The 12,892-nt window shown below is 41.0% G+C and carries 10 protein-coding genes; all 10 read right to left on the bottom strand.

Going from position 1 to position 12,892, the window contains the following annotated elements; genetic code table 11:
• Window positions 1–106: 106 nt before the first annotated feature.
• The 10 genes from CO686_RS02080 to CO686_RS02035 all read right to left on the bottom strand — a co-directional run bounded on the left by CO686_RS02080 (window position 107) and on the right by CO686_RS02035 (window position 12,569).
• Window positions 107–871 carry a class I SAM-dependent methyltransferase gene (locus CO686_RS02080; protein ID WP_096753439.1) on the bottom strand — a complete coding sequence of 255 codons (765 nt, stop codon included), beginning with the start codon at window positions 869–871 and terminating at the stop codon, window positions 107–109.
• A gap of 424 nt (window positions 872–1,295) precedes the next feature.
• Window positions 1,296–2,192: an ROK family protein gene (locus tag CO686_RS02075; RefSeq protein WP_096753438.1), complete on the bottom strand. Its 897-nt coding sequence runs from the start codon at window positions 2,190–2,192 to the stop codon at window positions 1,296–1,298.
• A 17-nt stretch (window positions 2,193–2,209) separates the two neighbouring features.
• Window positions 2,210–3,127, bottom strand: a complete 918-nt coding sequence (locus tag CO686_RS02070; RefSeq protein ID WP_049500131.1) for a dihydrodipicolinate synthase family protein — start codon at window positions 3,125–3,127, stop codon at window positions 2,210–2,212.
• A 170-nt stretch (window positions 3,128–3,297) separates the two neighbouring features.
• Window positions 3,298–3,942, bottom strand: a complete 645-nt coding sequence (locus CO686_RS02065) for a YesL family protein (protein WP_070657369.1) — start codon at window positions 3,940–3,942, stop codon at window positions 3,298–3,300.
• A gap of 20 nt (window positions 3,943–3,962) precedes the next feature.
• On the bottom strand, window positions 3,963–4,415 hold the full coding sequence (locus CO686_RS02060) for a NanQ anomerase/TabA/YiaL family protein (protein ID WP_000575429.1): 453 nt from the start codon (window positions 4,413–4,415) through the stop codon (window positions 3,963–3,965).
• A 445-nt stretch (window positions 4,416–4,860) separates the two neighbouring features.
• Complete coding sequence (locus CO686_RS02055) at window positions 4,861–5,700, bottom strand: carbohydrate ABC transporter permease (RefSeq protein WP_001183243.1); 840 nt, start codon at window positions 5,698–5,700, stop codon at window positions 4,861–4,863.
• 15 nt (window positions 5,701–5,715) lie between these two features.
• Window positions 5,716–6,582: a carbohydrate ABC transporter permease gene (locus tag CO686_RS02050; RefSeq protein WP_002874780.1), complete on the bottom strand. Its 867-nt coding sequence runs from the start codon at window positions 6,580–6,582 to the stop codon at window positions 5,716–5,718.
• A 220-nt stretch (window positions 6,583–6,802) separates the two neighbouring features.
• Window positions 6,803–8,131 carry an extracellular solute-binding protein gene (locus tag CO686_RS02045; RefSeq protein WP_000672117.1) on the bottom strand — a complete coding sequence of 443 codons (1,329 nt, stop codon included), beginning with the start codon at window positions 8,129–8,131 and terminating at the stop codon, window positions 6,803–6,805.
• Window positions 8,132–8,244: 113 nt separating this feature from the next.
• Entirely contained in the window at window positions 8,245–8,943 is a 699-nt protein-coding gene (locus CO686_RS02040; RefSeq protein ID WP_001135645.1) for an N-acetylmannosamine-6-phosphate 2-epimerase, read from the bottom strand.
• A gap of 230 nt (window positions 8,944–9,173) precedes the next feature.
• Complete coding sequence (locus tag CO686_RS02035) at window positions 9,174–12,569, bottom strand: SIALI-17 repeat-containing surface protein (RefSeq protein WP_049500137.1); 3,396 nt, start codon at window positions 12,567–12,569, stop codon at window positions 9,174–9,176.
• Window positions 12,570–12,892 lie beyond the last annotated feature (323 nt).

Raw genomic sequence — 12,892 nt, 5'->3', positions numbered from 1 at the left:
GTTTTGAAATGATAGTAGGCACCCAATATCCCTGCGTTATTTTGGGTATGGGAAATTCTAATCGTAAAATAAAACGAGCTATTCTCCAGAAGTATGTTCTATAAGATTATAGTTTAATGCAAAGTGTAGCGATGTAGTCATTTCCATAAGGTGACAAGCGATGTCTTTTGTCACATGATTCATAAAAATCAATCATAGCGAGACCATTTTTTAGTTGTCCTCTAATCTGACTTTCTAAGGTATGGCTAAATTCATATCCATATTCTGGATTGATGGTGATTTTGCCTTCCTCTTCAAGCTCTCTTGAATTAAAAGGGATTGAAAACTTTAACAGTAATTCCTCATCGGGTTTATCCCATACAGTGTCAGCATCATACATGTAGATCCAAGGATTCATAAATCCGACCATTAAGAGTCCACCCTTTTTCAATACGCGAGAAGCTTCTTTATACATGTTTTCTAAATCCTCTATGTATACATTTGAAACTGGATTAAAAATAATATCAAAGGTTTCATCTTCAAATGGAAATGGTTTTGTCATATCGCTTTGAACGGTATTGATCTTTAAGCCTTCTCTTTTAGCAACCATCTCATCTCTTTCTAATTGTGATTTCGAAAAATCCATAATGGTGACATCATAACCTTTTGCAGCAAAAACCGGACCCTGCTGTCCACCACCACAAGCTAACCCTAATATCTTTTTTCCCTTGGCTTTTTCAAACCATTCTGTGGGGACTTTTTCCCCAACAGTTAAGGCAACAGAAATTGGATGCTTTCTAGCTTCTTCTAATTCTTCATGTGTCAATGGCTCAGTATAGTCATTTTTTACATTATTCCATCTATCTTCATTTAATTTTATATAATTATTCATCTTACAATCTCCTCGTAATTTTATATGATGTCGACTTCAGGTGAATAGGTTCCCATTACAGTTTTTTCACCTCTACAAATTCTAATTTGTCAATTTTTCGTCCACCTCATTATATCATTTTTCCACATTTTCTCATTTACTCAAACTAAACACTAGTTGAATTGATGATAGAATTGCTCTCGCTTCAACCTTTCATACAAGATGCTTATTTTCTCCTAGTTTCTCACGATTACATCCTTTGGCTCAATTTTTTCAATAAAAAAAGAATTAAGCAAAACAGTTTTCACTCAAGTAGTGATTCAGTGTTTTTCTTAATTCTATAATTCCAAACTAGGATTGTTTTGTTTTGATACTCTTCGAAAATCAAATTCAAACCACGTCAGCTTCACCTTGCCGTACTCAAGTACTGCCTACGGCTAGCTTCCTACTTTGCTCTTTGATTTTCATTGAGTATAAAATGATAATAGGCTCCCAACATCCCTGCTGTGTTTTGGTGATGGGCAAATTCTAATCGAGTTTTTTCAGCTAGACTTGGTACCAAGGCCGCCTTCAAGGCTGTGCGGATCTTAGGCTTGAGGATAGCCTCTTGCCCCATGATGCCGCCACCAAGAATAACCACTTCTGGATTGGCAACGTAGCAAATATTTGCCAGACCTTTCCCAAGGTAGTCTACCATGCGGTCAATCCCAGCCATACAGATCTTGTTTCCTTCAGTGGCTTCCTTGAAAATGCGTCGGCCATTCCACTGATCGACTGAGTCACCATGAGCTGCTGCCACATATTCTACCAAGGCTGTCGTAGAAGCCAAGTCTTGGAAACCTCCATCCTGCATATGCATATAACCGACTTCGCAAGCTGAATTGCTAAATCCATGGAAGACTTTCCCATCCATAATCAAGCAACCACCGATACCTGTTCCAATAGTCAAGCAAAGTGTGACACTCGCTCCCTTACCTGAACCAGATACTGCCTCAGCAAGACCTGCGCAGTTGACATCATTTTCAATCTCACAAGGAATAGCAAAACTCGTCTCGATTTCCTTCTTGAACTGGGTTCCTGCATAGTTGGGAATCTGAGGTCCAGCGTAGAAAATTTCCCCCTTATCAGGATCCACCATCCCTGCAGAAGAAATGGCAACACCTGCTACTGGGCCTTTTTCTAAATAGCTGGCTACGATATCTTTTGTCTTTTGTAAGATATGAGGACCACCCTTATGCGCCTCAGTTGGCATTTCATGCGATTCAACAAGTTGGCCTTCTTGGTCAATCAAACCATATTTGATATTGGTTCCACCGATATCAATTGCAACGTAGTGTGTCATAAATACCTCCTTATGGATTAGAGGAAGCGCTCCTTGGTTTCACGAATCAAGGCTGCAGCTGCTTCTACAACTGGACGATCTTCTTCAGTTACTGGTGTCAATGGTGAACGAACTGAACCAATGTTCAAACCTTCATTGATCTTCAAAACTTCTTTGATGACACAGTACATATTTCCATGTGCAGCAGTGAGTTTGCCAATGATTTCGTTGATAGCGTATTGCAATTCACGCGCTGTTTCCAAATCTTTCTCAGCAATCAACTCATTAAGTTTCAAGAAGAGTTCTGGCATCGCACCATATGTACCACCGATACCGGCTTTAGCACCCATGAGGCGTCCTCCTAGGAACTGTTCATCTGGACCGTTAAAGACGATATGGTCTTCCCCACCAAGGCTCACAAAGGTTTGGATATCTTGAACTGGCATAGAAGAGTTCTTCACACCGATAACACGAGGATTCTTCAACATTTCAGTGTAAAGACTTGGAGTTAAAGCAACTCCTGCCAATTGAGGAATATTGTAGATAACATAGTCTGTATTTGGTGCTGCAGCACTAATGTCATTCCAGTATTTAGCAACTGAGTACTCAGGCAAACGGAAGTAAATAGGTGGGATTGTTGCGATAGCATCTACTCCCAAGCTTTCCGCATGGCGAGCAAGTTCCATACTATCCTTTGTATTATTGCAAGCTACGTGAGCAATGATGGTCAATTTGCCCTTAGCAACTGCCATAACTTCTTCCAAAATCAACTTGCGGTCTTCCACACTTTGATAGATACATTCACCTGAAGAACCATTGACATAGAGACCTTGAACACCTTTATCAATGAAGTATTGAACCAAGGCACGCGTACGCTCTGGACTTACTTCTCCTTGATCATCATAACATGCATAGAAGGCTGGAATGACACCTTCGTATTTTTTCAAATCTGACATAGATTTTCTCCTAAGATTTCTTTTTTCTGCTAAGAGCAGTTCTATTTTTTACAAGTTTAGTATACACCTTGTGAAAATCGCTTTCAATATCTTGTATACACTTAGATTTTAGTTTCTACTTGTATTTTAGAAACTGTAACGATTGAAAGTAGTTTCAGAAACAAGCCATCCTACTGGTATTTGGCGAAAATTCTCTCCATCAAACCTGCTTGGAGAAAGACTAGTAAACCAAAACCAAAGAGGATAAAAGCTGACCCACCCAAGAGGAGAGTGAAGGCGGATAGATAAAGAACCATCACAATGAGAAAGAGAATGGCTAACATGAGGAAGAACCACGGAAAGTTAAAACTTGCCAAGATAAGCCCTTTTTGCAGCACTTCTTTCCAAGACAAATCATAGCGCGCAGCGATGGGATAACTAGCCAGCATCACCAGAGTGAGGAAGATGAGAATCCCCAAACAAATAGCTTTCACAATCTGGAAAGGCAAAGCAGTCTGACCCCAGAAGAGATAGAGATCTAGAAGGCTTAATGACACAATGCCTAACTCCAGCAAACCTAACTGGAAACCCAGTTTCAGATTTTGCTTGAAGGCTCTTAGATAGGTTCTGAAAACTGGAACTCGTCTGCTTCTCTTAATCTCGAACATAGTCTCATAGAGGCTGATTTTCGCCACTCCGGTCGTCACGATGGGCAAACAAGAGACGACAAAAAGAAGATTGACTGTGACGATATCCAAGACCTTCTCACTGAAACGCATGAGAAAATTATCTGTATCAAATGCTGCCTTGATAAGACTTACTCCTTTTTGTGCCATGTTTGCTCCTCCTGATTCTTTTAATCAATCAAAATTTTAAAGAGATATTTGCGAACCTTTTCTTCCATCCCTGCGTAGCCATTTGGCTGGTGCGGTTCTCCAGGGAAGAAAATCGCAAAATTGTGATAGCCCAACAAGAGTGGGTATTTTTCATGACAATGGACAAAGCCAATGTCGCTCGCTTCGTCGAATGCTACCGCTTCGTCTTTGATACGTGAACCGTAGCTCGAATATTCATGCCCTTCTACCAGCAAATGCAAGTCTGCATAGTTCTTATGGTGTTCAAATTGATCATTTTCAGCTTGATTGAGGACATTTTCCTGAACAACTAGAAAGACCTTGTCCCCGTCAATCTCATACTTACCGAGTTCGAAAGAATCCTTACGGTGCTGATAGAGATAGTCGATAGCCTTGTCTAGATTGGGATGGATTCCTTTGTAAAAGGCGATGTTTTTCAAATCGTCAAAAATCATACTGTTTCCTTCGTTTCTGAAAGTTACTAGTTTTCAGTTTCGAATTATCCTTTCTCTATTTCCCTGTAATAGTGCGGACGGAAGCAAATTTCTTCGGTATTTCATTCCTAATTTTTGAGCCTTTTGCTCTTTCATCATCAGTCTCAAAAATTCCGTCTAAGATAAGCGTAAGTTGCTTATCTTAGATACCACTAAAGCGGGAAATAGCAACAATAAAACGAACCTACTCTAACTAGTATCATGAAAAGAGTTCATTCGTAAGTTTATAAGTGTCTGACAAAACTTCACGAAGTAACTGCATACTCTCCATTTTGTAGACACTTATAACTCTGTATTCTCTTATACTCAACGAAAATCGAAGAACAAACTAGGAAGCTAACCGCAGGCAATACTTAAGTATGGCAAGGTAACGCTAACGTCGTTTAAACTCGATTTTCGCAAGGTCTTAACCTTTAACCGCTCCCATAGTAATCCCTTGAGTGAAGGATTTTTGGAAGACAAGGAAGACGGTTACGATTGGCACCGCTGCAAGAGCTGCACCTGCCATGATCAAACCATAGTTGGTTGCCATTTCGGCCTGCATGGTCGCAACCCCGAGTGAGATGGTCAAGTTTTGACGTGAAGTCAACATAACCAACTGCATAAAGTAGTCGTTCCAAGTATTGATGAAGGTAAAGATCGCAAGGGCTGCAAATCCTGGTTTCACGATAGGGAAGGCTACGCTCCAGAAAGTACGAATCTCACCACAACCGTCGATTTTAGCTGATTCAAGCAATTCTGTAGGGATATTTTCACTGAATTGTTTCATAAGGAAGACCCCGAATGGCCATCCAATCAAAGGCAGGATAACTGCCCAAAGAGTATCGTGAATTCCCATGAAGTTGACGATACGTACCAATGGTACAAGGACAACTTGTTTTGGAAGAGCCATGGCAGCGATAAAGACTGCAAAGAGGATGCGCTGACCATAGAAACGTTTTTTAGCCAAGACATAACCTGCTAGAGAAGAGGTTGCACACACTAGGAACATGGTTACCAGTGAGATAAATACAGAGTTCCACATCCACTGCATAGCAGGGTTTTGCACCATGAGTTGTTGGAAGTTCTCCATGGTTGGCATTTTAGGGAACCACTGTGGCGGAATCATAATGGTATCAGGCTGTGATTTGAAGGCACCTGTCAAGATCCAGTAGAATGGAAAGATGAACAGTACGGTCAACAAGAGCAAGATAATCGTTGAAATAACAGTGAAAGCTGTTAAAGGTTTCTTTTGTGTAGGTTGCATAACTGTCTCCTTTCTTTAGTATTCTACGTCGTTTCCGAGGATCTTGAATTGAGCAAAGCTGACAATGGCAATCATCACCGCCAAGAAGACACCGATAGTATTTGCATAGCCATATTCTGTCAATTGGAAAGCTTTTTCGTAAAGGTAGTACATCAGTGTACTTGTTGAGTAGTTTGGACCACCAGAAGTCAAGAGCTGAATCAAGGCGAAACATTGGAATGAGTTGATGGTTGTAATGATCGCGATGTAAAGAGTTGTTGGAAGAAGGCTAGGCCATTTGATCTTCCAGAAGACTTGAAACTCAGTCGCACCGTCAACACGCGCCGCTTCAACAAGTGAGTTGTCAATATTTCCCATAGCAGCGATATAAAGGATAATCGGTTGACCAACAGATGTTGTCAAAAGGATAATCATAATCGCTAGCAAAGCCCAGTTTTTGTCACCCAACCAAGAAATGTTTTGGCTGATAATATGACTTGACTTAAGGACAAAGTTCAAAATCCCTGATAGTGGGTCATAAATCCATTTCCATACAACCGTTACGGCAACACTACCTGTAACTACAGGAAGGAAGAAGACGAAACGATAGAAAGAACGGGCAATGGCATTTTGATGATAGGTTTGAGATGCTACAAAGAGCGAGAAGAGAACCACAATCGGAACAGATCCAATAACCAGGATAACGGTATTGATCAAAGACTTCATAAAGACAGGGTCTTTAAACATGCGAATGTAGTTGTCAAAGCCTACAAACTCAAATTTAGTCATGGAGTAGTTAAAGAAACTTGTAATGAATCCCATAATCATAGGAGCCAAGACAAAGATGACAAAGAAGAATAACACTGGTGCTAGGAAAGCGTAGGAAATCACTGTTTCCCGCATACGAATTTTATTGACTTTCACAGTCGGCACCTCTCTTTCAAATAGAATAGTTTTTGATTTTCTTGAACTGTTTTAAAACCAAAATGAAATTTTTTAAGATTCGCTTATGTAAGAACTTCATTTTAATTTCGTGACAGTTCCTACCATTTCAAACAAAAGTCCCCCTTTTCTTACACCATAGTGCACAGGGAAAAGGGGGGGAATCAATCTGACTTAGTGCTTATTGTTTTGTAGCTTTTTTGATGGTTTCGTTAGCTTTTTCAGTGAAGGCTTTCAAAGCATCCGCTGGTTTTTCGTCACCATTTGATACAGATTGCAACATTGGGAACCAAAGTGTTCTCATTTCAGCAAATCCATCGATAGTGTTGTAGTATGGTGAGTAGTATTTAGTCCAGCCACTGATTGTTTCCATACGTTTGTCTTCATAAAGTTTGCCAAATGAAGTACGAACTGGGAAGGCACCTGTACGAACTACGTCTTTAGGACCCCATTCTTTGTCATCTGCGATGAATTGAACGAATTTCTTAGCAGCAGCGATTTTCTTATCGTCTTTGTTGTTAAATACTGCAAATCCGTTTACAAGGTATTCAAGAGATGGTTTACCAGAGTCTGATGGGAATGGTACTTCTACCACATCTACCTTACTTGCTTCCAAGAGTTTCGCTTGGATACCGTTTTGAGCTGGTGCCCAAAGGATTGTGTATGAAGTTTGACCGTTGGCAAAGTTTTGGATGTCTGCTCCACCGTCAAATTGTGAACCATTGTTCAACAAACCGTCTTTAATCCAGCTAGCAGCTTTTTCAAGACCTTTGACGAATTTAGGATCGTCTGTTGTATATTTGGTTACGTCTTTGTCTGTTACAGAACCGCCATAAAGGTTTGCGATGAAGGCACGTGTTCCTTGGTCTCCCCCTTGACCAGAACTGAACAATGAACCTGGTGTATATCCTTTATCTTTAAGCGCTTTCAAAACTTTTTCAAAGTCATCAGTTGTCCAACCTTCTTTTACAAGGTTTGCAACTCCAGCATCTTCCAACATTTTCTTGTTCATAGCCATGTAGAATGGAGCTGAACTGATTGGATACATGTAAGCTTTATCTCCAGCTTTACTTGCTTGTACGATGTTTTCGTTGTTGACATCTTTGACGAATTCGTCTGTGAAAAGGTCGTTCAACTCAGCCAATTTACCATTTTTACCGTATTGGATGATACGTCCTGGTGCGTCAAAGAGTACGTCTGGCGCTGTTCCAGCTTCGATAGCTGTTGTGATCTTTTCTGGACCTGACTTGAAGTCGATGGTTTCCAATTTCACTTTTACATCTGGATTTGCTTTTTCAAAAGCTTCGATGATTGATTTTTCATAAGTTCCAACACCGTCACCAGTTTTTTCTTGTGTGAAGACTGGGAATGCCCACCAAGTGATTTCTGTTTTTCCGCTATCGCTACTAGAGCTTCCAGCATCTTTACTTCCACCAGAATTACCACAAGCCGCAAGGCCAAGAATCGCAGCACCCGCAAGTACTGTACAAGCTAGTTTTCTAAATTTCATTTGTATTCTCCTAATTGATAAGCGTATCCATATTGGATAATGAGTTCTTTATATTTGTATACGTTTTCATTTTATCCGACGCATCAACCACTCTCCTCTGTTTTGAGATTGTGTTATTTAAGACCGGCAACAAAGCGTTCCGTAATCTCTTTTGGTCTAGTAATAGCCCCACCAACAACGATACCTCGCACCCCATATTCAAGGATTTGTTTGGCTTGTTCTGGTGTATGAATCTTCCCTTCAGCGATGACATCCACACCTGCTTCACACAGTTTTTTGATCAGTTCAAAGTCTGGACCATCTACTTTGGGACTATAAGAGGTGTAACCTGATAGCGTTGTTCCAACAAAATCAATTCCTGCTTCAACTGCTGCTATACCCTCTTCAAACGTGCTAGTATCAGCCATTAAGAGTTGATGCGGATATTTTTCTTTGACTTGTCGGATAAAGTCCTGAATTTCCAAACCGTCGTAACGTTCACGTTTGGTACAATCCAGAGCAATGACCTCGATGTCTAGTTCAGCCAATTCATCAACTTCTTTCATAGTAGCTGTAATGAATGGCTCCTGTGGCGGATAGTCACGTTTGATAATCCCGATAATCGGGAGTTTCGTAACCTCCTTGATCTCCTTGATATCACGAACACTGTTTGCTCGGATACCGACTGCTCCACCTTGCTCAGCCGCTTTGACTAGCAAGGGAATGACTCCTCCCGCTTCTGTATAAAGCGGTTCGTGAGGAAGTGCCTGGCAAGAGACAATGATTCCATCTTTGATTTGTTCAATCAAGGCTTCTTTGCTGATCTGTGGCATCCTCTTTCCTCCCTTTCTTGTTCTTATGGGCTTATTATATATCATTTGTTAAGCGCTTTCAATAGCTTGTAGTAGAATAGATTTCAGTTTCAAAACTATTTTATAGAACAGACTATCCTGAAAGTAGTTTCAGACCTCTTATGATTTCGAAGCAAGCTGAATGTAATAAAGAAAGATAGCAGGCTGAAAAACCTGCTATCTCTTATGAGACTTACTCAAATAGCTTTTACTTATAATTCTTTTCTCTTTTTTCCAAATGCAAAGAGTGATATGAGGACGCCCGCAAGGCCAAGGGAAATCAGTGAGTTTGTTTCCTTGCTTCCAGTATTTGGTAGACCCGCTTGTTTAACTGCTGGCGCTTGATAGGTCACATCTTGGCCTAGAGACAGTTTGTTGTCTGCAGCTACTAATACTAGATTGGTGTCTCCCTTGTACTCTGGCACTTCATGGACTGCTGCCTCAGCGCCATTGACACCTCCCTTATACTCTGGCAGGTCATTTGAAGCTGCCAAGACAAAGTTAGCACCTCCTCTATATTCCGGAAGTTCGTTTGAGGCTGCTAGAACTGCATTGACACCACCCTTGAACTCTGGAAGTTCATGGACTGCTGCCTCAACAGCGTTGACCCCACCTGTAAATTCAGGCTTTTCAACCGTTGGCGCTGGTTCTTCGCCTACTGTTGATAATGGACCGGTGTACTCTGGCATCTCTGCCACTGGGGCTTCCTCAGCATTGACTCCACCAGTGAATTCGGTTTTTTCTACTGTAGGAGCTAGTTCTTCACCTACTGTTGCCATTGGACCTGTATACTCCGGAACTTCATGAACCGCTGCTTCTTCTGCATTAACACCACCTGTGAACTCTGGAACCTCATGGATAGCAGCTTCACTGCCATTAATACCATCGCTTAGTTTAGAGCCAGCTAAAGAAACTGGTAAATTGTGCATGCTTTCAATTGCACCCTCAGCTAGACCTGTAATCCTTTGACCCATATCCCCTGGGTCTATTGTGAATAGGAGAGTTTTTGTATCGTACTGGGTCATAAAGGTTGCTGTCTTGCCATTTGCCAATTGAAGGGTCGGAGCCTTGTTGACCAATACTTCCGAATCGAACTCCATGGCTATAATGCCTGGCCATTTTTGGATAGCATATTTTACTTTTGCTTCTTTAGGAGAAACTCTTTCCTTGGTCAAGAAATCCCAGTTGAACTTCTTGAAGGAAAGTGTGTATGGAACACCTCCAGGAGCATGGTGTTCATATAAAAGTCCAAATTCATCTGGTCCGATTTGTTGAAGTGAGTTATAAGCATACTCACCTTCTTGAATCAAATGGTGGTGCAACCAAGTTAACTGACCATCTTCTTCTACACGAGCCACTCGAATATAACCATTTTTACGACCAGGACCATTTGCATTTGCTAATAGAATATACTCTTTGCCATTTTGAACCGTGTGAGTCGCAGCCATTTGAACATAAACGTCTGGCACATCGTAGCGTTCAACGTTATTGTCCCAAGTTAGACCACCATCATGACTGGTTGCAACCTGTAGATCTTCTGTCAACCCACGCATAAAGAGTTTGAGGTCCCCATTGTTTAACTGAACAACTGAAGCTTCTGTATTTTGAGCATAATAATTACTCATTGTACTTGAATCGACTACTGTACCATCATAAAGTGTACGATTGTCGTTGACACCACCACCCATATGCCAAGTCTTACCATGGTCGTCTGAGTAGATGATTCGAGATGATTGAGAACCATTGAGGTGGTTGGTACGGTTAGTTGTATAGACAGGAACGACGATTCGACCTTTATGTGGTCCAGTACGAAGGGTAATCCCCACTCCAGGACCTACTCCTAGGAATTTCATCCAATCGGCTTTGACCATCGGAGTAATATCTTGAGGCGCTGACCAGGTCTTCCCGTCGTCATCGCTGTAAGACATCCATAGGTAGCTATCCTTCGCAATTCTAAATGGAGAAGTTTTGTTTGTTGTGAAGTAGATATTGCCCAGTAGCTGGTCACCCTTGTATAGATCACCCTTGTCGCTATAGGCCGGTTTAACAGGTTCTACAACAACACGGTAGTCTGTTGCTTTACCATCTGGAGTGTAAACTGTACCATTTTCTCGAATAGTATAAGCTTCCTGTTCACCTTCTCGATAGAGGAGTTGATAGGTTTTACCATTGATTTCTTTGTAGGCTTCTTCTTTTTGCGAAGACATTCCAAAGATTCCTTTTCCTTCTGGGAACATGTCATAAATGGCAAAAATGCGTTTGGTTTCAGGATCTTGAGTCAGGGTCATATCGATATTCACTGGTGAACCGATTGATGGATCAGAAGCCTTTGGATTGTCACGTAGGTTGGTAATAGTTACTCGATCTCCCCAAGTTTTACCATTATCTTTACTGCGTCTAATGACCATGCCGATATCACCCCAGTCACTCGAATGGAGACGGCGTTCATCTGCACCTGCAATCAGCGTTCCTTTATCTGTCTTGAGAAGGGCTGGGATACGATAACTCTTGATACCATCTTTATTTGGTTGATTGTTCCTACCACCTTCAAAGACGTCTTCTTTCTCAGTGACTTTTGCTCCCTCAGGAAGTTTCTGTTCCAATTCACCTCTTTCAAATAATTGACTTCGTGTTTGAACTTCATCTGGGTTTAAAGCACGATCGTAAACAGTTAGGTTTCGTACTTGTAGGTTTGATGCCCAAACAGTTTTATTGCCCCGTTTGGTTGCTCCAAGTTGAGCTTGATTAACATCTGGCATATCTTTGATGAAGTTACCAGATTTGAGACTTGTTCGAGATAAGACACCATTCACATAAAGACGAACTCGACCATGAGGTAACTCTGCTGTTGGTTGTTCGACAGTAAAGGTCACGGAATTCCATTGTCCAGGACGAACTTTCAAAGGAGCATCTGTATACTTATCATAGAACTGCTCTCCATTAGCGCCACGCCCTTCAATAAGAGCTGTATTATCAAGGACCGACATAGTAAAGTACTCATTTTCCTTGGTGTCACTGGATACAGAAAAGAGATTGTAAAAGCGTGGAGCTGATGCATCTGGTTTGAACTCCATGTGAACTGTAGCATTTTTTAGTTGCTTTAGTTTGTCTAGTTCATTTGATAAATCAACTCTCTGACCATTTGCTGCATTGGTTTCAACATCTTCTTTTTCAAGGACAGGATTAGCATTTTTTAAATCTCTTGAGTAATAGTCACGAGGAATAGCCCCCTGATCCTCTGATTCCTCTTCCTTATTTGCTTCTTCTGCAGGGGTTTCCGTAGAGGATGGAGTTTCTGACTCTGCACTCTCATTTTTTTTCAAATGATCTTGGTCCACCACAACGCCGTTGTCTTGAGCTGCTGCCAATTTATCAGCCAAATCCTTATCCAAATGAGCAAGATCTCCCGAGGACACTTCTTTTGGCAACTCTGATAAACCTTGACCAGGTTCGACAGTTTCTGTATTGGCTCCTGCTGCATTGGCTTGCTCTTGAGCTAAGACTGGATTTGTTCCAAATACCACTGTACCAATCACTACAGATGCCGCCCCAACTGCAAATTTTCGAATTCCGTATCGCTGTTTCCGATCTAAAGATTTGTAATTCATGTTTGTCCTTTCATTTTTCATAAAATAAAGCGCTTTCTTTTTCTTTAAAAATTTTTATTGTCTCTTCAAGAGACAAGTTTTACAAGAAAGTATCCAACTCAATGAGAGCTCCCAATCCTCTCCCATTTCTGCTGAGCCATTCTTTAAGCGCCCAGCAGCCTTTTTCCTCCTTTCACAAGTGACTTTTCCTTTATTATACAATAAAGTCTTATATTTATATCTGTGTTCCCACAGAATAGATTTTACTTTTAAGAATATTTTAATATTTTAAATTTTCTAAAAGTACTTTCAGATTTAGGACATAAAAAGAGAGCTCCTGGGCT

This window comes from Streptococcus oralis, from assembly GCF_002386345.1.
Lineage (GTDB): Bacteria > Bacillota > Bacilli > Lactobacillales > Streptococcaceae > Streptococcus > Streptococcus oralis_S.
Note: the sequence above shows the minus strand (reverse complement) of the source record. Positions and strands in the feature narration are given on the sequence as shown.